Source organism: Blastococcus sp. PRF04-17 (assembly GCF_023016265.1).
In the GTDB taxonomy this organism is placed as follows: domain Bacteria; phylum Actinomycetota; class Actinomycetes; order Mycobacteriales; family Geodermatophilaceae; genus Blastococcus_B.
On the sequence record NZ_CP095412.1, the window covers coordinates 3,822,940 to 3,843,175 of the forward strand.

Consider the following 20,236-nt stretch of genomic DNA (forward strand, 5'->3'; position numbering starts at 1 on the left):
GAGAGTACGTCCCGCTCAGCGCGAGGGCGGGCCGAGGCCGGCCAGCTTGTCGGGGTTGACGACGATCAGCACCTGGTCGACCAGGCCGTCGGCGACCACGGGGCAGACCGCCATGAAGGGCGCCCCGTCCACCCAGGCGGCGACCCCGGGCCGGCCGTTGACGTCGGTCAGGCGCACCTCGAGGCCCGGCATGGCGAAGCCCTTGACGGCGATCCCCAGCAGGAACCGGGCGACCTTGTCCGGCCCCTCGATCGGCCGGCGCGCGGCCTGCCGGATCCCGCCCCCGTCGCTCACGAGGACCACGCCGGGGGAGAGGACGGCGATCAGCTGCTCGAGATCCCCTGACGCGACCGCCGCGTAGAAGCGCTCGGTCACCTCCACCTGTGCCCGGCGGTCGGCGTCGAACCGGGGACGGCGGGCCTCGACGTGCTCCCGCGCCCGGTGGCCCATCTGGCGGACGGCCGCCTCGGACCGCCCGAGGACGGCGGCGACCTCGGCGAACGACATGCCGAACACCTCGCGGAGCACGAAGACGGCCCGTTCGGCGGGGGACAGGGTCTCGAGCACCACGAGCAGCGCGAACGAGATCTGCTCGGCCACCTCCGCGGCCTCGCCGGGATCGGGTGCCGGCTCGGCCGCGCCGACCGGTCCGCGACCGGTCAGCAACGGCTCGGGCAGCCACGGCCCGACGTAGGTCTCACGGCGGCTGCGCGCCGAGTCGAGGCGGTCCAGGGCGAGCCGGGTGGCGATCCGCACCAGGTAGGCCCGCTCGTCCTCGACGTCCGCCCGGTCGGCCGACGACCAGCGCAGCCAGGCGTCCTGGACGACGTCCTCGGCGTCGGCCACGCTGCCCAGCATCTGGTAGGCGACGGTGAACAGCAGCCGTCGGTGCCGGTCGAAGGCGGGCAGCGCCTCGGTCACGACGCCGCCGGGATCTCGCAGCGGTCCCTGAATCCCTGGCTGGTCAGCCCGAGGGCGCTGTTGAAGCGGGAGCGCTGGTTCTCCACGGCGATCATCATGGTCAGCTCCACGAGGGCTGCGTCGCCCAGCTGCCGCCGCAGGTCGGCGACCATCTCGTCGGTGACCGCGGGCGGCGTGGCCGTCGCCGCCTCCGCGTAGGTCATGACCTGGCGCTCGAGGTCGGTGTAGACGTCGCTGTCGCGCCAGCGGGGCACGTTCTCCAGCTTGACCGGGTCCGTGCCGCGGCTCGTACTGATCCAGTAGCCGAAGTCGACGCACCACGAGCAGCCGATGGAGACGGCCGCGGCCATCTCGGCGAGCGCCTTGAGCGTCGGATCGAGCGCGTCCCACTTCTCGAGGGACATCTCGTGGCGGGCGTCGGTGATCAGCACGCGCATGTTGTGGCCCATCGCGGCGGCGGCTCGGCGACCGCCCCGAAGCGGCGGCGCGAGTACCACTCGACGAGTCGGTACAGGGGCGTGCGGGGCGGGTCGAGCGGGATGCGGGCCATGACTCCTCCGTCTCCATCGGGATGCACCCATGGAGACGGAGCAGCTGCCCGCGATGTGACATGCCGGATGTGACGTGCCGGCTCGCGGGGCGGTGCCGGCCGAGTCCTCCCCCTTCCGACCCGACCGGCACCACGACCGGTTCGCGCCCGCCCGCCGCGCGGGCGAGCGGGAACGTCCCGGCCCCCGACTGCCCCCGTCGGCCGCGGGTTCAGGGCGGCCGGGTGCGGCATGCCGGGCAGCTCAGTGCGGCGGGCGGTCCGCCCACGGCCGGTCGTCGAAGTGGGCGCCCGCGCCGAAGATGCAGATGAGCGGCACGGAGGGCGTCGGGCGTCCCGGGGGACGGCGTGCCGTGACCCGGATCCGCTTCGCCAGGGCGCGCGGCAGTCGGGAGGAGAACGGAGGGACCGGGGGCAGCTCGGACGGCGGGTCGGTCATGACCGGAGGAGGGACGCCGCCGACGACGGGATACAGCCCAGCGCGTCACATCGGCCCCCTCGGTCACACGGCCCTCAGCAGTGCGCCGCGTGACGGAACCGTCCCTCGCGAGACGCGACAGGGCAGTTACAGTCCGACGGCTCGACGTGTCCGAGAAACCGGGGGATCCTGCTGTGCGCTCCGCCCTGCTCCGCGCCTTCCTCGTGCTGCTCTGCGCCGCGGGGGTGGTGGCCCTCAGCGTGACCGCGCCCGTGGCGGCGGCGGAGCCGGCCGTGCTCGCGCCCGGTCAGCAGCTCGGGGTGGGGCAGAACCTGCGCTCGTCCGACGGCGCCTACCGGCTGACCGTGCAGCCGGACGGCAACGTCGTGCTCTACGCCGCCGACGGACGAGCGGTCTGGAACACCGGCACCGCGCGGTCGGGCGCAACCCGGCTGGTCATGCAGTCCGACGGCAACCTGGTGCTCTACGGCACCGGCGCTGTCTGGAACAGCCGGACGTCCGGCAACCCGGGGGCGCGGGTCGCGCTGCAGGTCGACGGCAACCTCGTCGTGTACAGCGCCACGAACCGGGCGTTGTGGAGCTCCGGACCTGATCGCGGCAGGCCGGTGGCAGCGGTGACCGGCGACACGTTGCTCTCCGGTCGGCAGTTGCTGGGGGGCCAGACCCTCTTCGACCGCGACGGTTCCTACCGTCTGGCCATGCAGACCGACGGGAACGCGGTCGTGCGCTCCGCGGACGGTCGCGTCGTCTGGAACAGCGGGACCGCGGGCAGGAGCGGCTCCCGCCTGCTCATGCAGCCCGACGGCAACCTGGTGCTCTACACCCCGGCCGGCTCGGCGGTCTGGCAGTCACGCACGGCGGGACACCCCGGCGCCCGGGCGGTGCTGCAGCGGGACGGCAACTTCGTCGTCTACGCGTCGGACGGCCGGCCGCTCTGGAACAGCGGGCCCGACCGCCGTGGCCTGCCGCTGCTCGTCGCGACGGGCAGTTCGAGCCAGGTGGTGACCGTGACGGTGACCTCCGCGACGTCGACCACCGGACGGCTCACGGCCTGGGAGAAGCGCGGCGGCAGCTGGGTGGCCGTGCTCGGCCCGTTCACCGCGCGCGTCGGCAGCCAAGGGATCGGGCAGGCGCGCGAGGGCCTGAACCGCACCCCGGCCGGCACCTACACGCTGACGGAGTCCTTCGGCCGCCAGGCCAACCCCGGCACCGGGCTCCCGTACCGGGTGATCGACGGCAACGACTGGTGGGTGTCGGACGTCAACAGCACCCTGTACAACCGGTACACCCGGTGCGCTCGCGGGACGTGCCCGTTCGACGAGGCGGCAGGGGAGAACCTCTGGGCCCAGGGGACGGTCTACGACTACGCCACCGTCATCGACTACAACCGCGCGGGCACCCGGGGCGCCGGCTCGGCCTTCTTCCTGCACGTCACCAACGGGTCGCCGACGGCCGGTTGCGTGGCCATCGACCGGGCGTCCCTGGTCTCGCTGATGCGGTGGCTCCGGCCGGCGTCCGCGCCGCTGGTCTCCATCGGCGTCGGGTGAGCGTGGACACGTTCACCCTCTACGTCGCGGTACGCGCCGACCGCCCCCTCGACGAGGCCACGCTGTCCCCGCTGGTCACGGCGCTCGGGCCGGGCGGCGACGAGCACCGGGTCTGGCTCGACGGTGCGGACCGCGCGCTGGTCCGGGTGTCGGTCGACTCCGAGGCGGAGAACCTGGACGCCGCGCTGCAGAAGGCCCACCTGCTGGCCGGGCGGGCGCGCGCTCTGGTCTCGTCCGGGGCCCGCGTCATCGAGGTCAGCGCGATGACCGACCACGACGTGATGGTCTGGCGCGCTGAGCCCTGACGCAAGGGCCGGCGGGCGTCACGGGCCTTCCCGACGGCGCCACGCTCTGCGATGGTCGGGTCCCATGAGACTCGCGAAGCTGGTGGTCGCGGTGCTGACCGTGCTCGGTACGGGCGTCGTAGTGGCACCCGCGGCGACGGCGGCCGACCGCACCTACACCTACACGATCGAGACGCGCGGTCCGGTCTCGAGCGACGTCGGGTACTTCGCCACCATGGCGCGGGCCACCTTCGCGCACAGCGCCGGGTGGGGACTGGGCGGCCGGCTCGGCTTCACCCAGGTGCCGTCGGGGGGCAACTTCCGGCTGATCCTTGCCACGCCGGCCCAGGTGGCAGCCGCCTCGCCGAGCTGCAGCGCGCAGTGGAGCTGCCGGGTGGGGGAGCTGGTGCTCATCAACGAGCAGCGCTGGAACGGCGGGAGCGCCTCGTGGCCGTACAGCGTGCACAACTACCGGCACTACGTGATCAACCACGAGGTGGGGCACTGGCTCGGTCTCGGTCACCAGAACTGTCCGGGCGCAGGCGCTCCTGCGCCGGTGATGCAGCAGCAATCGATCAGCCTGGGCGGCTGCCGGGCACAGATCTGGCCGCTGGCGTTCGAGAAGGCCACGGTCGCGCAGCGGCACGGCATCCAGTCCTGGTTCACCGACCGGGGACCGGTCCTCGGCGGAGGAGCCCAGATGCAGGCCGGGGAATGGCTGACCTCGCCGTCCGACCGGTACCGGTTCGCGATGCAGGCCGACGGCAACGCCGTGCTCTACGCCGGCTCCCGCGTCCTGTGGCATTCGCGGACCAACGGCAACCCGGGCTCGCGGATCGTCATGCAGGGCGACGGCAACCTGGTCGTCTACTCACCCGCCGGACGGCCGCTGTGGCACTCGGTCACGCAGGGGTCCCCGGGAGCGAGACTCGTCCTGCAGGACGACGGCAATCTCGTCGTCTACGCCCGCGACAACCGGCCGCTGTGGAACACCGGGCCCGATCGCTGACCGCGCCACGTCGTGCGCCGGGCCCGGTCGGTCAGAGCCGGCCGCGGCCCTGGCGCAGCAGCATCAGCCCGAGCGCGGCGCCCTCGGGGCCCAGGGCGTCCTGGAAGCGGGCGAGCACCTGCTTCTCGCGGGACAGCGAGAGGCGGGTGCCCCCGCTCGCGGTGCGCAGGGCGCCGATCTCCTTCGAGAGGGCCAGTCGGCGCTGCACGAGCGCGATGATCTCCGCGTCGCAGGCGTCGATCGCGGTGCGCAGGTCGCCGATCCGCTCCGCCTCCGTGCCGGTGACGGCGGTCGGAGCGGGGGATGAAGCGGTGAGAGCGGTCATCGGGGTGTCGTCCTTCGGAGGCTGGTGACCGTCCGGACCCCGGAGACGAAGAACGCCCCGGGGCTCTTCGGGCCCGGGGCGTCGGTTGCGGCGGTTCGTGCTCAGCCAGCGGTGACGGACACCGGATCCCGGTGGCCGTAGAAAAAGCTGACCGTGGCGAGCACGGAGGGAAGTCTGCCACAGGCACGTCCCGGGCACCACGACCGGACCGTGTGACGGGTGTGGCTCGGCCGCCGGGACAGTCACCCGTCCGGCTTACAGTGATGCAGTGAGTGTGCCGCAGGCTGCGAGTTCCCCAGCGGAGCTGCGTTCATGAGCAGCGTCCAGGAAGCCCTGCCGGGCACAGCCGCCCTCCAGCGCACCGCCAAGGGCTCCGTGGGGCGGGAGCTCGAGCGCATGCTGGCCGGGCTCAACGGCCCCCAGCGCCAGGCCGTCGTCCACGAGGGTGGGCCGCTGCTCATCGTCGCCGGCGCCGGGTCGGGCAAGACCCGGGTGCTGGCGCACCGCATCGCCTACCTGCTCGGGGCCCGGCACACGCAGCCCGGTGAGATCCTCGCGATCACCTTCACCAACAAGGCCGCCGGCGAGATGAAGGAGCGCGTCGCCTCGCTCGTCGGTCCGCGCGCCCGGGCGATGTGGGTCTCGACGTTCCACTCGATGTGCGTGCGCATCCTGCGCGCCGAGGCCGCCAAGCTGGGCCTGAAGTCGTCGTTCACGATCTACGACCAGGGCGACTCCGTCCGGTTGATGACGATGGTCGCCCGCGACCTCGACCTCGACGCGAAGCGGTACCCGGGCCGGAGCCTGGCCGCACAGGTGTCGAACCTGAAGAACGAACTGATCGACGAGGAGAGCTACGTCCCGGCCACGGCGCCGGAGAAGGTGCTCGCCGAGGCGTACAAGCTGTACCAGCAGCGGCTGCGGCAGGCCCATGCGCTGGACTTCGACGACCTGATCATGACGACGGTCCACCTGCTCCAGGCCTTCCCGGACGTCGCCGAGCACTACCGCCGCCGTTTCCGGCACGTGCTGGTCGACGAGTACCAGGACACCAACCACGCGCAGTACGTGCTGGTCCGCGAACTGGTCGGCGACGGCACCGGGCCGGTGCCCATGGCCGAGCTCTGCGTCGTCGGGGACGCCGACCAGTCGATCTACGCCTTCCGTGGCGCGACGATCCGCAACATCGACGAGTTCGAGCGCGACTACCCGAACGCCACGACGATCCTGCTGGAGCAGAACTACCGCTCGACGCAGCGGATCCTCAAGGCGGCCAACACGGTCATCGCCAAGAACACCGGCCGCCGGCCGAAGAACCTCTGGACCGACTCCGGCGACGGAGAGCTCATCGAGGGCTACGTCGCCGACAACGAGCACGACGAGGCCGCCTGGGTCGCCGAGCAGATCGACGCGCTGGTCGACGAGGGCACGGCGAGACCGGCCGACATCGCGGTCTTCTACCGCACCAACAACGCCTCCCGTGTCTTCGAGGAGGTGTTCATCCGCGTCGGCATGCCCTACAAGGTCGTCGGCGGCGTGCGCTTCTACGAGCGCAAGGAGGTCCGCGACGCCCTGGCCTACCTCAAGGTCGTGGCCAACCCGACCGACATCGTCAGCCTGCGCCGGGTCATCAACACCCCCAAGCGCGGGATCGGTGACCGGGCCGAGGCGTGCATCGAGAACTTCGCCGATCGCGAGCGGATCCCGTTCGCCTCGGCACTGCGCCGCTGCTCGGAGGTCGGCGACCTGGCCACGCGCTCGCTGAAGGCCATCCAGGAGTTCGTCGCGCTGCTCGAGGAGTTCGAGCAGCTGGTCGAGACGGGGTCGGGGCGGCGGCGCTGCTGGAGAGCATCCTCGACCGCACCGGATACCTCACCGAGCTGCAGGCCAGCACGGACCCGCAGGACGAGGGCCGCGTCGACAACCTCAACGAGTTGATCTCGGTGGCCGCCGAGTTCGAGGCGGCCAGTCCGGGCGGGACGGTCACCGAGTTCCTCGAGCAGGTGTCGCTCGTGGCCGACGCCGACCAGATCCCGGTGACCGGCGACGATGCCGGAGTGGTCACGATGATGACCCTGCACACGGCCAAGGGGCTGGAGTTCCCGGTCGTCTTCCTCACCGGGCTCGAGGACGGCGTCTTCCCGCACCTGCGGGCCCTCGGTGACCCCCGCGAGCTGGAGGAGGAGCGCCGGCTGGCCTACGTCGGCATCACCCGGGCCCAGCAGCGGCTGTTCCTCTCGCGGGCCCAGGTGCGCACCAGCTGGGGTCAGCCGTCGTACAACCCGCCGTCCCGCTTCCTCGACGAGCTGCCGTCGGACACCGTCCACTGGGCGCGCCTGGAGCCGGCTCCGGCGTCGACCAGCAGCTGGTCCTCTGCGCAGTCCCGCGTGGCGGCGACCGGGCTGTCGACCGGGGGCCTGCGCGGCGGCGCGGGCAACCGGGCGATCATCTCGGTCGACGTCGGCGACCGGGTCAGCCACGACGCCTTCGGCCTCGGCACGGTGGTTGCGGTGACCGGCGCCGGCGACAAGGCGCAGGCCACCGTCGACTTCGGCTCCGGAGGCACCAAGCGCCTGGTGCTGCGCTACGCCCCGCTGGTCAAGCTCTGAGGGGCTGCCGCTCCCGGGGGTGCGGGCGGTCTCAGGTGTTCACGCCGCGCTCGGCGAGCCAGGCCTGGGGGTCGGTGGGACGGCCGTCGATGCCCCCGATGTGGATCTGCCAGTGCAGGTGCGGCCCGGTCGAGTAGCCCTCGTTGCCGATCTGCGCGATCTCGTCGCCGGCGTGCACGATGTCCCCGGCCTCGACGTCGTAGTAGCGCATGTGGCCGTAGATGTGGACGAAGCCCTCGGCGTCCTGGATGTAGATGGCGTTGCCGAAGCCGGACTCGCGACCGGCCTTGAGCACGACGCCGTCCGTCGCCGCGTAGATGGGAGTGCCGAGCGGGGCGGCCATGTCCCAGCCGGGATGGAACTGCCCCCAGCGCATGCAGAAGCAGGTGGTGAGCCGGTAGCCCGACACCGGGACGACCGTCTTGGGCTCGCGGGCGGCGCGGGAGGCGGCGAGTTCGCCGAGGCGGGCCTGTGCCTCGGCCTCGGTGATGCTCCGGCGGACGCCGGCGTCGTCGATCCCACCGCTGAGGGCCACGTCGGAGGCGGCTCCCAGGCCGTAGTCCGAGGCGTCGATGGTCGGGTGCTCGGGGCTGCTGAGGACGCTGGGGGCAGCCGCGAGGACGGCGCCGGCGATCAGCGCGGCGAACCAGAGCGGCGCGCGACGGCCGGGCGGACGCGGCAGGCGACGCCGGGCGGGCCGAGGTGGGGCGGGCCGGGCCGGGGCGACGTCAGCCGTCTCGGGAGCGGCGGCGGGGCGGACGGTCCCGTGCTCGGCCGTGGTCCGCTCGAGGACCTGCGCACTGCTGCGAGCCACGGCGCACCTTCCCGGACGAGCGCTTCCTCGGGCCGCCGAACGGCGATCCGCCGGGGGAGCGACGGCGGCCACCGGTGAGCACCGGCGCCGTGATCGAACCGTAACGATGCGTCAGGACGCGTCCAAGCACCGAACGGCACGTGTCGCGATGTGCGCGTTGCGTGACGAGAGCAGGGAGCCGGCGGGCGCGTCAGGCCACCGCGGTGACGCGCGCGCTGACGTCGGACCGCCGGAGGCCGGCCAGTGTCGCGGCGACCTCGTCGACGACGCCGCGGTGCCGGGGCAGGGACATGTGCCCGACGCCCCGCACGAGGACGTTGCGGGCACCCAGGTCGGGGTGGGCGCACCGGCCCGAGGCCGTCGGCAGCACCATCTGGTCCAGGTCGCTGTAGATCGCGGTGACGCTCGTCCGGCAGGACGGTGCCGGCCCGGCCAGCTCCTGGATGACCGGCGACCCCGGCCGCAGCTGACGGATGAGCGGCGTCGGAACGGCGTGCGCCCAGAGCGAGCCCTCGTGCGGCGTCCCGACGGTCACCAGCGACTCCACCCGGCGGTCACCGCCCAGCCGCTGGACGTAGTAGCGGGAGATCAGGCCCCCGAGGCTGTGGCCGACGACGTGGACGCGGTCGTAGCCGGTCTGCTCGCAGATGCGCTCGACGTGCGCGCCGAGATCGGCCGCCCCCCGGCCGATGTCGTCGAGCAGCGGGCTGTAGTTCCAGGTGCAGACGTGCGCGAAGCCGCGCTTGCGCAGGCTGCGGTTCATCACCGAGAAGACCGACCGGTTGTCGATCAGGCCGTGCACGAGCAGCACGGGGATGCGGGCGGCCAGCGGATCGGCGGCGAACAGAGCGCGTGCGGTCGGGGGCTGGAGACCGGGCCGGTGCCGGAGGTCCGGTTGCAGGACGGCGGTGCGCGCGCCGAACGGGTACATCAGGACGTGGGCGCCCACCCAGGCGAGCTCGGTGAGCCCGCCGGTCAGGGTGGCCGGGCGGCAGAGACCGCGCAGGCCACCTCGTGGCGCTCCCTCCGCCCGGGCCCCGGTGTGCGACTCTGGACCAGAGCCGGGGTCGCTCGTTGGGCGCATGGCCGTTCGTCCCCCCGCCTGTCCGTACCTGCGGGGGCGCCTGGATTCGGCCCCGCCGGTCGTGCTGCACGGCTAGGTGCGCCGTTCACGGGAAGGTAATACGCCTGTGTGTCGCGCGTCACACGCAGGGCGCCCCGTGGGAGCAGAACCGAGACCCACTCGTGATCGAACAGCAGGAGGGAGAACCGTGTCCGCCCGCGACGCCCGCTCCGGGCCCGCCCGCGACCGCTCGGCGGCGAGGACTGCGCGACGCAGTGCCGCGGCCTCCCGCGCCGGGGCTGCCGGGTCCCGCGCCGCACGTAGCCGTGCCGGGGCCGCCGCGACGGCGAAGGCACCGTCCGGTGACGGGCTCGTCGTCGGCCCGGTCCCGGGCGCGGCGCGGCTGACCGGTGTCCTGCTCGTCCTGGCCGGCGTGCTGGGTGCGGCGGCGCTGTTCCCCACCTATCTGGTGGTCGGCGGCGAGGCGCTCAGCGCGGCCAACGGTTCCGCCGGCGTGGTCGCGGGGCTCCTCGTGCCCGTGGCCGCCGTCGCCGTCGGGGCGGTGCTGCTGCGCGGCGCCGTCCCCAAGTTCGGTCTCGCCTACGCCGGCATCGCCGGCGCGCTGGCGCTGGGCCAGATGCTGATCGAGTTGTACCGGGGGCGCAGTTCCACCTCCCGACCGGCGGTGGAGGTGCTCGCGGGCGAACGCGTGCTGACCAGCAGTGTCGAGGTCGCCGCCGGCTGGGTGCTGGCCGTGCTGGCGCTGGGCCTGACCGTGGTCGCCGGAATCGTCGCCACGGTGGCCTGGGGGCGCACGGTGATGGAGGACGGCGGAGCGCTTGACCCCGCGCGCTCGGCGCTGGCCGGAGCGGCGGTCGTGCTCGGCGTCGGCACGGTGCTGTGCCTTGCGCTGCCGTCGGCCGACGTCCCCGACCGCCTCGTCCTCGACCCGGCCACCGGGCTGGAGGTCGTGGTCGCCCAGGAGGGGCCCCAGGCGTTGCTCGAGCGGCCGGGTCTGGCCCTCCTCGGCGGACTGCTGCTCGCGGGTGCGGTGGTGCTCTGCTCCGTGGTCGCGCCGTCGCTGCGGCCCCGGCTGGCCGCCGTGGGGGCCCTGCTCGCCGTCGCCGTCACCGTCCTCGCCGCAGGACTGACCGGCCTGCGCGACGCGACGACCTCGGACGCCCTCGACTGGACCCTGCCGGGCGTCGGGCTGCTGATCGCGGGGGTCGGCTACGCCCTGCTGACACTGGCCGCCTGGCGGGTCCGCCGCGCCTCGTGACGCGCTGAACGGCCCCGCTGCAGGGGCCCGCCGCGAGCTTGCGAGTGGTGGGAGCAGTGGGGTCCTCTTACTAGGGTGGCCGGCGTGACGGACGAACGCATCCGGGTGGTCATCGCCAAACCCGGCCTGGACGGGCACGACCGCGGCGCGAAGATCGTCGCCCGCGCGCTGCGCGACGCCGGCATGGAGGTCGTCTACACCGGCCTGCACCAGACGCCCGAGCAGATCGTGGAGACCGTCGTCCAGGAGGACGCCGACGCCGTCGGGCTCTCGGTGCTCTCGGGCGCGCACATGACGCTGTTCGCGCGGCTGAACGAGCTCCTGGCCGAGCGCGGCATCGACGACGTCGTGGTGTTCGGCGGCGGGATCATCCCCGACGAGGACATCCCCGAACTCGAGCGCTCCGGCGTCGCGAAGATCTTCACGCCCGGTGCGACGACCACGGAGATCGTCGACTGGGTGCGCGAGAATGTGGGCACGCCGCTCAGTTCGTGACCGGCACCGTCAGCTGCTGCGTCTTGCCGGGACCTGTCGTGAGGAACACCGGCTGCGTGCTGGTGGACCCGCGGTAGGCGAAGTCCCCGCCGGCCAGGACGACGACCAGCCGGTGGCCCTTGTCGAAGCGGTGCACGATGCCCGGCAGCTCGATCGTCACGGGCTTGGTGACGTCGTCGACGCGGGCGGGCGAGATGAGCCGGTGCGGCAGTTCGATCGCGCCGTCCGGCCCGACGTCGTAGAGCTTGGCGTAGACCACCAGCTGTCCGCCCGGTCCTGCCTCCTGGCTGAGCGCGACCGAGGGAGCGTCGAGCTGCACGGTCAGCCGCGGCGAGCCGACGACGTCCATCGGGCGGGTCAGCGGCGGCGTGGCGAACCGGATCGCCGAGCCCGGCGGGTCGACGACCGGCCGGCTCTGGTCGAGCGCCGAGGTCTCGGTGTAGTTCGGTCCGACCGGTGCCAGGTTCTGGTACTCGCTCGTGCCCGGCACCACCGCGGCGCGGCTGGTCACCAGCGCTCCGTCGGTGCCACCGACGCTGCTGCCGGACAGGTGGAAGGTCTTCTGGCTGCCGACCGGGTAGGACGGCGCCGCGGCATAGGCCTTGCGGATGTCACCCGTCGCCTCGTACACCCAGTCGCGGTAGTACGCGAACCCCTGCGGCGACTTCGGACCGCGATCTCGGACGTAGTGGTCGAACCAGGCCAGCGCCGCCCGGCCCTGCAGCGACTGCGCCGGGCGCCGCAGGTCGAGCTCGCCGGGCTTCGGCGTGGAGCTGCTGTGACCCCACGACTGCCAGAACAGTGACACCGGCGTCCCCTGGCGTCGCAGCGCGGTGTAGGTGGCCACCGACTCCTGCAGGTTGAACAGCGTGTCGGCCTGGCCCTGCCCGATCAGGGTCGGGACCTTGACGTCGCGGATGTAGCTGGCGACCGAGTTCGACTGCAGGTAGGCGATCGAGGCCTGGCTCGGGTACCCGAGAGTGCCGACCTCGACCAGCGCCCGGCAGACCTCGGGCTCGAAGTTCAGGCAGTTCTTCCCGGCCTGCTGGAAGAACGCCTCGAAGGCGGCCGGGTCGGCGAGCGCCTGGAGGTCCTCGACGCCGTTGACCACGCCGACCGTCGTGAACAGTGCCGCCCACTGGTACTTGAAGACGCCCGGGTTCGGCGAGCTCACCGATCCGCTGCGGGCGGTGCCGTGCGGCAGGCCGCTGTTGTCCGGCGCCAGCGAGTAGGACAGGTCGTTCCAGGTGATCAGCGGGACGATCGCGTCCAGCCGGTTGGTCCGCTTCCACTTCTCGTAGCCGGCCGCGGCGAACTGGATCTGACCGCCGTAGGAGCCGCCGGTCATGCCGACCTGCGGGTCGTGGCGGGTGCCGGTCTTCGCGTCCTCGCGCACGACCTGGTCGACGACGACCCGCTCCTTCGTGTCGTCGTCGACGGCCACGATCGACCGGTCCCCGCCCAGGAAGCGGATCAGCTGGCTGGCGGCCGCTCCGTCGTGCTCGCGGTCGTCGAGGGTGATCGGGCAGTTGTCGCCGTCGACGAAACCGAGGCCGGTGTAGGAGAGGGTCACGTAGCCGTGCTCGCCGAAGCCCTGGGCCAGGTCGGCCTGGTCGTCCTTGGTGCCGCCGAACCCGTTGGTCACCAGCAGGGCCGGCCCCGGCCGCTGCCTCGTGACCCCGGGCGGGACGTAGAGGTCGGCGTCGATGTGGCAGGTCCGCTTCTCGGGGCCGAGGTCGGTGACCGTGATCGTCAGGTCGCGGGGGACGATCTCGGTCGCGGCCGAGGCCGACGGCGCCAGGGCGGCGAGCCCGCCGGCAGTCAACGCGGCGGTGAGCAGGGCGGTCGCAGCGCGGCGCACTGGGAGCTCCTCGTCGTCGAGGCAGGACTAGCGGGCACGTTCGGGCAGCGTGAGGGGCCCGATGGTGTGACGCATCCTGTGATGCGTCCCACCCGGCCCCCGGTCGTACAACGCCCGGGTCGGCATGGTGGTTACGGGCGGGCTACGGTGCCTGTTCGTGGATCTCTTCGAGTACCAGGCCCGTGACGTGTTGGCCAAGCACGGCGTCCCCGTGCTGCCCGGTGGCGTCGCCGAGACGCCCGACGAGGCGGAGGCGATCGCCCGCGAGATCGCCGCGCCCGTGGTGGTGAAGGCCCAGGTGAAGACCGGCGGCCGTGGCAAGGCCGGTGGCGTCAAGCTCGCGGACGACGCCGAGGGCGCCAAGGCGCGCGCCCAGGACATCCTGGGCCTCGACATCAAGGGCCACGTCACGCGCAAGGTGATGGTGGCCCAGGCCAGCGACATCGCCGAGGAGTACTACTTCTCCTACCTGCTCGACCGCTCCAACCGCACCTTCCTGGCCATGGCGTCGGTCGAAGGCGGCATGGAGATCGAGGAGGTCGCGGCCACCAAGCCCGAGGCGCTGGCCAAGATCCCGATCGACGCGACGACCGGCGTCGACGAGGCCAAGGCGACCGAGATCGTCGACGCGGCCAGGTTCCCCGCCGACGTCCGCGACCAGGTGATCGCCATCGCCGTCCAGCTGTGGGAGGTCTTCAGCAAGGAGGACGCCACCCTGGTCGAGGTGAACCCGCTGGCGAAGGCGCCCGACGGCACCGTCCTCGCGCTGGACGCCAAGGTGACCCTCGACGCGAACGCGGACTTCCGGCAGCCGGAGCACGCCGCCCTCGAGGACGCCGCCTCCGCCGACCCGCTCGAGGCTGCGGCGAAGGAGAAGGACCTCAACTACGTCAAGCTCGAGGGCGAGGTCGGGATTATCGGCAACGGTGCCGGTCTGGTCATGAGCACCCTGGACGTCGTCGCGTACGCGGGCGAGGAGTTCGGCGGGGTCAAGCCGGCCAACTTCCTCGACATCGGCGGCGGCGCCTCGGCCGAGGTCATGGCCAACGGGCTGCACATCATCCTGTCCGACCCGGCCGTGAAGAGCGTGTTCGTGAACGTCTTCGGCGGCATCACCGCCTGCGACGCCGTCGCCAACGGCATCGTGTCGGCCCTGCAGCTCCTGGGCGACGAGGCCACCAAGCCGCTCGTGGTCCGGCTCGACGGCAACAACGTCGAGGAGGGCCGGCGGATCCTCGCCGAGGCCAACCACCCGCTGGTCACCGTCGTCGACACGATGGACGGCGCCGCGCGCCGGGCCGCCGAGCTCGCCGCCGCCTGAGCAAGGACCCCGTCCCCCTCATCCCTCGCAGGCTCGGGACGAGCCCCTGGACGGGGCCACCGGCGCCCACTTCCGAGACAGGATTCTGTGAAATGTCGATCTTCCTCAACGAGAACAGCAAGGTCATCGTCCAGGGCATGACCGGCTCCGAGGGGCGCAAGCACACCCAGCGCATGCTCGCCTCGGGCACCGCGATCGTCGGTGGCGTCAACCCCCGCAAGGCCGGCGAGAGCGTCGACTTCGACGGCGCCACGGTGCCGGTCTTCGGCGGCGTCGCCGAGGCCATGAAGGAGACCGGCGCCGACGTCAGCGTCATCTTCGTGCCGCCGCCGTTCGCCAAGGCGGCCGTCATCGAGGCCGTCGACGCCCAGATCGGGCTCGCCGTCGTCATCACCGAGGGCATCCCGGTGCACGACTCGACGTACTTCTGGGCCCACGCACAGGGCAGCTCGACCCGGATCATCGGCCCGAACTGCCCCGGCCTGATCAGTCCGGGGCGCTCGAACGCCGGCATCATCCCGGCCAACATCACCCGGCAGGGCACGATCGGCCTGGTCAGCAAGTCGGGCACGCTGACGTACCAGATGATGTACGAGCTCCGGGACATCGGCTTCTCGACCGCCGTCGGCATCGGTGGCGACCCCGTCATCGGCACGACGCACATCGACTGCCTGCAGGCGTTCCAGGACGACCCGGAGACCGAGGCCATCGTGATGATCGGCGAGATCGGTGGGGACGCCGAGGAGCGCGCGGCCGACTTCGTCAAGGCCAACGTGACCAAGCCGGTCGTCGGCTACGTCGCCGGTTTCACCGCCCCCGAGGGCAAGACGATGGGCCACGCCGGCGCCATCGTCTCCGGCTCGTCGGGCACCGCCCAGGCGAAGAAGGAGGCCCTCGAGGCCGCCGGCGTGCGCGTGGGCAAGACCCCGTCGGAGACCGCCCGCCTCATGCGGGAGATCGTCGGCTGACGCGCGGCCGCCCCTGGCGGCTGGCCACTTCCCTGATCACGGATGGGCGACGGTGGGCGTGCCACGGTTGCGGCAGCGCACGCGGTGCGACCACCATGCGGCTCGCACGTCCCCGACGCTCTGCGAGGAGAGCCCTGCGATGACCAGCCAGCCTCCGCCGCCCCCGTCCGGCGGTCAGCCTCCGGAGCACGGGCAGCAGCCTCCGCACCAGCCGCCGCCACCGCAGGGTCCGCCGCCCGGCTATGGTCCCCCGCCCGGTCAGCAGCCCCCGCCGGGCTACGGCCCGCCGCCCGGGTACGGCCAGCAGCCCCCTCCCGGGTACGGCCCGCCGGCCGGCTACCAGCAGCCGCCGCCTGGGTACGGGCCGCCGCCCGGGTACGGCCAGCCCGCCCCGTACGGGCAGCCGGCCCGGCAGCGGCACGAGCGTCTCGTTCGACCTCAAGCGCCTGAAGCTGGCGGACTACGTCATCGCCGGCGGCACGCTCCTGTTCCTCATCCTGGCTTTCTTCCCGTGGTTCACCTTCGGTGACGATTTCTTCGGGTTCAGCCTGAGCGGGTTCGACTCCGGCAATGTGACGTCGGCCTTCGTGCTGTTCCTGCTGGCGACCGCCTGGGCGGTGCTGCCGGCGTTCGTCGAGCTGAAGCTGGGCTTCCCCCGCTCCTGGGTCACCGTGGGCATCTGCGCGCTGGCGTGGCTGCTCACGCTCTTCGCCTGGATCGACAGCTTCGACGGCGACTTCTCCATCTGGGCGCTGCTCGGCTTCCTGACGGCGACCGCGATCCTCGTGTTCGCCGTCCTCTCCCTGCTGCCGGAGCTGCGCAACCGACCGGCCCTGCCGGGCGGGCTGGCCAACGCCGCCCAGTGGGCCAACCAGCCGGCGCCGGACTTCGGGCAGCAGGGGCAGCAGTCCTACGGCCAGGGCGGCTACGGCCCGGCCGGCTACGGCCAGCCCGGTCCGCCGCAGGGTCCGCCGCAGGGTCCGCCGCAGCAGCACTACTCGCCGCCGGCGCCGCCGACCGCTCCGCTGCCCGCGCAGCCGCAGCACCCCGCCCAGCACGCGCAGCCGCAGCAGCCGCCGACCCCGCCCCCGGCGACCCCACCGTCGTCGTCCTACGGGCCGCCGGCGACGGGCGGCTCGACCGCGTCGGGTGAGGGCACGGACACGCCGGGTTCCGGCGAGCGGCCCAACCCCTGAGCTGACCGCCGGAGGCGCCCGATAACCCGGGCGCCTCCGGCGCGTGCGCCGCGGTCGAGACACCGGGCCTTGCGAGAGTGGGGACGTGGTCTCCCTGCTCGCACGCGTTCCCCGGCGCGGACGGGACCTCGCGGCGCTGCGGCGCCCGGTGCCGCTGCTCGGCGTCGCCGGAGTGGCCGCCCTCGCGGTCACTCTCGTCGGCCTGGCCGGGCTCGGTCTGGCTCTCGTCGTCGTCCAGACCCTCGACCCTGCCGGCGGTCTGACCGTCGCCGACTCCGTCGCCGTGGCCGGCCGGCTGTGGCTGCTGGCCCAGGGCGGGGAGCTGGACGTCGGCTCGGGGCCCATCGTCGTGGCGCCCCTGCTGCTGACGCTCGGCATCGCCTGGGGGCTGTCGCAGGCCGGCCGGGGGTTCGTGCGGCTCGGCGACGTCGGCTCGTGGCGGCAGGCGCTCCAGGGCGGCGCCGTCCTGGTCGGGGTGCACGTGGTGATCGGGGTCCTGCTGGGCGTCGTGGTGGACAGCCCCTCCGCACAGGTCGGCCTGCTCCGGACCGCCGCCGGGGCCGCCGTCCTCGGAGTCGTCGCCGTCGGCTGGGGCGTCGGCCGGGAGTCCGGCCTGCTGGACGACGTCCTCGACGAGCTGCCCGGCGGCGTCCGGCCGATGCTGCGCGGCGTGCTCGCCGGGTTGCTCACCGCGTTGGCTGCCTGCGCCGTCGTCGTGGCCATCGCCCTCGCCTCCGACGCGAGCGGCTACGCGGCGCTCTCGCGTTCGCTGGGCGGTGCCGCCGCCGGAGCGCTCGGCCTCCTGGGGCTCGGCGTGCTGCTGCTGCCGAACGCGGCCGCTGCGGTGCTGGGGCTGGCCGCCGGGCCCGGGTTCTTCGTCGGCACCGGCACGCTCGTGTCGGTGCACGGGGTGACGCTCGGCGCCGTCCCCGCGCTGCCGATGCTCGCCGCGCTGCCCGACACCCAGGCGGTGCCGCTGATCGCCTTCGTCTCGCAGGTGATCCCGGGGATCGCGGGCCTGGTCGCCGGGGCCACCGTGGGCCGGCACCTCGGCGGCCGGGACGGCGGATCGGTGGTGGCCGGCCTGGTCGGGCTGCTCTCCGGCGTCCTCCTCGGGCTGGCGAGCGGACTGGTGGTCTGGATCGCCGGCGGCTCGCTGGGCGACGGCAACCTGTCGCTGGTCGGCGCTCCGGTGCTGGCCACCGCCGGCGCCGTCGCGGCGCAGAGCGGGATCACCGCGGCGGTCGCCGCCGCCGTCGCGCGCTGGCGGTCGCAGAGCTGAAGCGTGGCCCTTATAGGGTCCCTGCGTGCCTGCCGCGCTACCCACTTCGCGGGCGCGGATCGTCGTCCTCCTGTCGGGGACCGGCTCGCTGTGCGCCGCGCTGCTGGAGGCCACGGACGACCCGGCCTACCCGGCCGAGGTCGTCGCCGTCGGCAGCGACCGGCGCGCCGAGGGCCTCCAGCACGCCACCCGCCGCGGGCTGCCGACCTTCGTGTGCGCCGTGGGGGACCACCCCGACCGCGCGGCCTGGGACCGGCGGCTGGCGGCCGACATCGCCGAGTACGACCCCGATCTGGTGGTCTCCGCGGGGTTCATGAAGATCGTCGGCCCCGCGGTGCTGGGCGCATTCGGTGGCCGGCTGATCAACACCCATCCGGCGCTGCTGCCGGCGTTCCCCGGGGCCCACGCCGTGCGGGACGCCCTCGCCGCGGGCGTGCCGGTCACCGGGGCGACGGTGCACGTGGTCGACGCCGGTGTCGACACCGGCCCCGTGCTGTCCCAGCGCGAGGTCGCCGTCGCGCCCGGGGACGACGAGGCGAGCCTGCACGAGCGGATCAAGGAAGTGGAGCGCGAGCTCCTGGTGGAGACGGTGGCGCGACTCGTCCCCGCCGTCACGAGTAGGGAGAGCCCTCGATGAGCGACCGCACCGCGATCCGCCGCGCACTGCTCGGCGTGTACGACAAGACCGGCGTCGAGGAACTGGCCGCGGGGCTGGCCGCGGCCGGCGTCGAGCTGGTGAGCACCGGCGCGACGGCCCGGCGCATCGCCGAGGCGGGCATCCCGGTGACCCCCGTCGAGCAGGTGACCGGCTTCCCCGAGTGCCTCGACGGCCGGGTCAAGACGCTGCACCCGTCGGTGCACGCGGGGATCCTCGCCGACCGCCGCAAACCCGAGCACGTGGCGCAGCTCGACGAATTGGGCATCGCCCCGTTCGACCTCGTGGTCGTCAACCTCTACCCGTTCACCGAGACCGTCGCCTCGGGTGCCAGCCCGGACGAATGCGTCGAGCAGATCGACATCGGCGGGCCGGCGATGGTCCGCGCGGCGGCCAAGAACCACCCGTCGGTCGCCGTGGTCGTCGACCCCGGCCGGTACCGCGACGTCCTCGCCGCCGTGGCCGAGGGCGGGTTCACCCTGGCCCAGCGCCAGGCGCTGGCCGCCGCGGCGTTCCGGCACACCGCGACCTACGACATCGCCGTGGCCTCGTGGCTGGGCAACGTGGTCGCGCCGGACGACGAGGGCAGCGGCTTCCCGGGCTGGGTCGGCGCGACCTGGGACCGTGCCGACGTGCTGCGCTACGGCGAGAACCCGCACCAGCGGGCGGCGCTCTACCGCAGCTGGGAGCCTGGGCTGGCGCACGCGGAGCAGCTGCACGGCAAGGAGATGTCGTACAACAACTACGTCGACACCGACGCCGCCTGGCGGGCCGCCCACGACCACGACGACCCGTGCGTGGCGATCATCAAGCACGCCAATCCGTGCGGCATCGCCGTCGGCCCGGACATCGCGTCGGCCCACCGCAAGGCGCACGCCTGCGACCCGATCTCGGCGTTCGGCGGCGTCATCGCGGCCAACCGGGAGATCGATCTGACCATGGCCGAGCAGGTCTCGGAGGTCTTCACCGAGGTCGTCGTGGCGCCGTCCTTCACCGATGACGCGCTACGGGTGCTGACCGCGAAGAAGAACATCCGCCTGCTGCGGTTGCCGCACGTGCCCGGCCCGGGTGCCGAGATGCGGCCGATCAGCGGCGGCCTGCTGCTGCAGGTCCGGGACAGCCTGGACGCCCCCGGTGACGACCCCACCTCGTGGACGCTGGCGGCCGGGGAGCCGCTGGACGCCGCCGGGCTGGACGACCTGGTCTTCGCCTGGCGCGCGGTGCGCGCGGTGAAGAGCAACGCGATCCTGCTGGCGCACGACCGCGCCACCGTCGGGGTGGGCATGGGCCAGGTCAACCGGGTGGACGCCGCCCGGCTCGCCGTCACGCGGGCGGGGGAGAGGGCCGCCGGGTCGGTCGCGGCGTCCGACGCGTTCTTCCCGTTCGCCGACGGGCTGCAGGTGCTGCTGGAGGCCGGCGTGCGGGCCGTCGTCCAGCCGGGTGGTTCGGTGCGCGACGAGGAGGTCGTGGCCGCCGCGGCGGCGGCCGGCGTCCCCCTGTACCTCACCGGCACCCGCCACTTCGCGCACTGATGAGGCCCCGTCCAGGGTCCCGCCCTGAGCGTGCGAAGGGTGGTGGGGACGGGGTCCTTTCTCCGCCGGAGCCGGGGACCGAGGTCGAA

21 protein-coding genes are annotated in these 20,236 nt (G+C 73.2%); 13 read left to right on the plus strand and 8 right to left on the minus strand.

What is annotated here, in order from left to right:
• Positions 1-15: 15 nt before the first annotated feature.
• The 4 genes from MVA48_RS19465 to MVA48_RS19475 form a co-directional block, all read right to left on the minus strand.
• Positions 16-921, minus strand: a complete 906-nt coding sequence (locus MVA48_RS19465; RefSeq protein WP_246982629.1) for an RNA polymerase sigma-70 factor — start codon at positions 919-921, stop codon at positions 16-18.
• Positions 918-1,352: a carboxymuconolactone decarboxylase family protein gene (locus MVA48_RS19470; protein ID WP_246982636.1), complete on the minus strand. Its 435-nt coding sequence runs from the start codon at positions 1,350-1,352 to the stop codon at positions 918-920. The genes MVA48_RS19465 and MVA48_RS19470 overlap by 4 nt, the downstream gene beginning before the upstream one ends.
• On the minus strand, positions 1,346-1,471 hold the full coding sequence (locus MVA48_RS23610) for a hypothetical protein (RefSeq protein ID WP_256461093.1): 126 nt from the start codon (positions 1,469-1,471) through the stop codon (positions 1,346-1,348). Before MVA48_RS23610 ends, MVA48_RS19470 begins: the two co-directional genes overlap by 7 nt.
• A 241-nt stretch (positions 1,472-1,712) precedes the next feature.
• Positions 1,713-1,907, minus strand: a complete 195-nt coding sequence (locus tag MVA48_RS19475) for a hypothetical protein (protein WP_246982637.1) — start codon at positions 1,905-1,907, stop codon at positions 1,713-1,715.
• Positions 1,908-2,080: 173 nt separating this feature from the next.
• Here MVA48_RS19475 and MVA48_RS19480 point away from each other — a divergent pair, with 173 nt between their 5' ends.
• The 3 genes from MVA48_RS19480 to MVA48_RS19490 all read left to right on the plus strand — a co-directional run bounded on the left by MVA48_RS19480 (position 2,081) and on the right by MVA48_RS19490 (position 4,747).
• Complete coding sequence (locus MVA48_RS19480) at positions 2,081-3,454, plus strand: L,D-transpeptidase family protein (RefSeq protein ID WP_246982638.1); 1,374 nt, start codon at positions 2,081-2,083, stop codon at positions 3,452-3,454.
• Positions 3,451-3,759 carry a hypothetical protein gene (locus MVA48_RS19485; RefSeq protein ID WP_246982639.1) on the plus strand — a complete coding sequence of 103 codons (309 nt, stop codon included), beginning with the start codon at positions 3,451-3,453 and terminating at the stop codon, positions 3,757-3,759. The genes MVA48_RS19480 and MVA48_RS19485 overlap by 4 nt, the downstream gene beginning before the upstream one ends.
• 64 nt (positions 3,760-3,823) lie before the next feature.
• On the plus strand, positions 3,824-4,747 hold the full coding sequence (locus MVA48_RS19490; protein ID WP_246982640.1) for a DUF3152 domain-containing protein: 924 nt from the start codon (positions 3,824-3,826) through the stop codon (positions 4,745-4,747).
• 31 nt (positions 4,748-4,778) lie between these two features.
• On the opposite strand, the gene MVA48_RS19495 is transcribed toward MVA48_RS19490, so the two are convergent.
• Positions 4,779-5,072, minus strand: coding sequence for a chorismate mutase (locus MVA48_RS19495; RefSeq protein WP_246982642.1), 294 nt, complete (start codon positions 5,070-5,072; stop codon positions 4,779-4,781).
• 312 nt (positions 5,073-5,384) lie between these two features.
• On the opposite strand from MVA48_RS19495, the gene MVA48_RS19500 reads away from it, so the two are divergent.
• On the plus strand, positions 5,385-7,010 hold the full coding sequence (locus MVA48_RS19500) for a UvrD-helicase domain-containing protein (RefSeq protein WP_256461094.1): 1,626 nt from the start codon (positions 5,385-5,387) through the stop codon (positions 7,008-7,010).
• 5 nt (positions 7,011-7,015) lie between these two features.
• Complete coding sequence (locus MVA48_RS23615) at positions 7,016-7,681, plus strand: 3'-5' exonuclease (protein ID WP_256461095.1); 666 nt, start codon at positions 7,016-7,018, stop codon at positions 7,679-7,681.
• Between the two features lie 31 nt (positions 7,682-7,712).
• Here the strand turns inward: MVA48_RS23615 and MVA48_RS19505 are convergent, their stop codons facing one another.
• The gene (locus MVA48_RS19505) at positions 7,713-8,495 is read right to left on the minus strand and encodes a M23 family metallopeptidase (RefSeq protein ID WP_246982644.1); all 783 of its coding nucleotides are present in this window, start codon (positions 8,493-8,495) and stop codon (positions 7,713-7,715) included.
• A 190-nt stretch (positions 8,496-8,685) separates the two neighbouring features.
• The gene (locus tag MVA48_RS19510; protein ID WP_246982646.1) at positions 8,686-9,579 is read right to left on the minus strand and encodes an esterase/lipase family protein; all 894 of its coding nucleotides are present in this window, start codon (positions 9,577-9,579) and stop codon (positions 8,686-8,688) included.
• A 187-nt stretch (positions 9,580-9,766) separates the two neighbouring features.
• Here MVA48_RS19510 and MVA48_RS19515 point away from each other — a divergent pair, with 187 nt between their 5' ends.
• The gene (locus MVA48_RS19515; RefSeq protein ID WP_246982648.1) at positions 9,767-10,837 is read left to right on the plus strand and encodes a hypothetical protein; all 1,071 of its coding nucleotides are present in this window, start codon (positions 9,767-9,769) and stop codon (positions 10,835-10,837) included.
• Positions 10,838-10,921: 84 nt separating this feature from the next.
• Positions 10,922-11,332: a cobalamin B12-binding domain-containing protein gene (locus MVA48_RS19520; protein ID WP_246982650.1), complete on the plus strand. Its 411-nt coding sequence runs from the start codon at positions 10,922-10,924 to the stop codon at positions 11,330-11,332.
• Here the strand turns inward: MVA48_RS19520 and MVA48_RS19525 are convergent.
• A complete protein-coding gene (locus tag MVA48_RS19525; RefSeq protein ID WP_246982652.1) occupies positions 11,322-13,193 on the minus strand; it encodes a CocE/NonD family hydrolase in 1,872 nt (623 codons plus the stop codon). The genes MVA48_RS19520 and MVA48_RS19525 overlap by 11 nt on opposite strands.
• Before the next feature lie 157 nt (positions 13,194-13,350).
• Between MVA48_RS19525 and sucC the strand changes: the two genes are divergently transcribed.
• From sucC to purH, 6 genes are all read left to right on the plus strand, one after another.
• Positions 13,351-14,514: an ADP-forming succinate--CoA ligase subunit beta gene (gene sucC / locus MVA48_RS19530; RefSeq protein WP_246982653.1), complete on the plus strand. Its 1,164-nt coding sequence runs from the start codon at positions 13,351-13,353 to the stop codon at positions 14,512-14,514.
• Between the two features lie 92 nt (positions 14,515-14,606).
• Positions 14,607-15,482, plus strand: a complete 876-nt coding sequence (gene sucD, locus MVA48_RS19535) for a succinate--CoA ligase subunit alpha (RefSeq protein WP_246982654.1) — start codon at positions 14,607-14,609, stop codon at positions 15,480-15,482.
• A gap of 242 nt (positions 15,483-15,724) precedes the next feature.
• On the plus strand, positions 15,725-16,678 hold the full coding sequence (locus MVA48_RS19540; protein WP_246982655.1) for a hypothetical protein: 954 nt from the start codon (positions 15,725-15,727) through the stop codon (positions 16,676-16,678).
• An 85-nt stretch (positions 16,679-16,763) separates the two neighbouring features.
• Positions 16,764-17,960 carry a cell division protein PerM gene (locus tag MVA48_RS19545; protein WP_246982656.1) on the plus strand — a complete coding sequence of 399 codons (1,197 nt, stop codon included), beginning with the start codon at positions 16,764-16,766 and terminating at the stop codon, positions 17,958-17,960.
• Between the two features lie 25 nt (positions 17,961-17,985).
• The gene (gene purN, locus MVA48_RS19550; protein WP_246982657.1) at positions 17,986-18,597 is read left to right on the plus strand and encodes a phosphoribosylglycinamide formyltransferase; all 612 of its coding nucleotides are present in this window, start codon (positions 17,986-17,988) and stop codon (positions 18,595-18,597) included.
• Complete coding sequence (gene purH / locus MVA48_RS19555) at positions 18,594-20,147, plus strand: bifunctional phosphoribosylaminoimidazolecarboxamide formyltransferase/IMP cyclohydrolase (RefSeq protein ID WP_246982658.1); 1,554 nt, start codon at positions 18,594-18,596, stop codon at positions 20,145-20,147. The genes purN and purH overlap by 4 nt, the downstream gene beginning before the upstream one ends.
• Positions 20,148-20,236 lie beyond the last annotated feature (89 nt).

Bases quoted from the DNA above. Each gene is read 5' to 3' on its own strand.
- MVA48_RS23610 (WP_256461093.1), bottom strand. From the start codon at position 1,471: ATGGCCCGCATCCCGCTCGACCCGCCCCGCACGCCCCTGTACCGACTC.
- MVA48_RS19475 (WP_246982637.1), bottom strand. From the start codon at position 1,907: ATGACCGACCCGCCGTCCGAGCTGCCCCCGGTCCCTCCGTTCTCCTCC.
- MVA48_RS19490 (WP_246982640.1), top strand. From the start codon at position 3,824: ATGAGACTCGCGAAGCTGGTGGTCGCGGTGCTGACCGTGCTCGGTACG.
- MVA48_RS19495 (WP_246982642.1), bottom strand. From the start codon at position 5,072: ATGACCGCTCTCACCGCTTCATCCCCCGCTCCGACCGCCGTCACCGGC.
- MVA48_RS19500 (WP_256461094.1), top strand. From the start codon at position 5,385: ATGAGCAGCGTCCAGGAAGCCCTGCCGGGCACAGCCGCCCTCCAGCGC.
- MVA48_RS19510 (WP_246982646.1), bottom strand. From the start codon at position 9,579: ATGCGCCCAACGAGCGACCCCGGCTCTGGTCCAGAGTCGCACACCGGG.
- sucD (WP_246982654.1), top strand. From the start codon at position 14,607: ATGTCGATCTTCCTCAACGAGAACAGCAAGGTCATCGTCCAGGGCATG.
- MVA48_RS19540 (WP_246982655.1), top strand. From the start codon at position 15,725: ATGGTCCCCCGCCCGGTCAGCAGCCCCCGCCGGGCTACGGCCCGCCGC.
- purH (WP_246982658.1), top strand. From the start codon at position 18,594: ATGAGCGACCGCACCGCGATCCGCCGCGCACTGCTCGGCGTGTACGAC.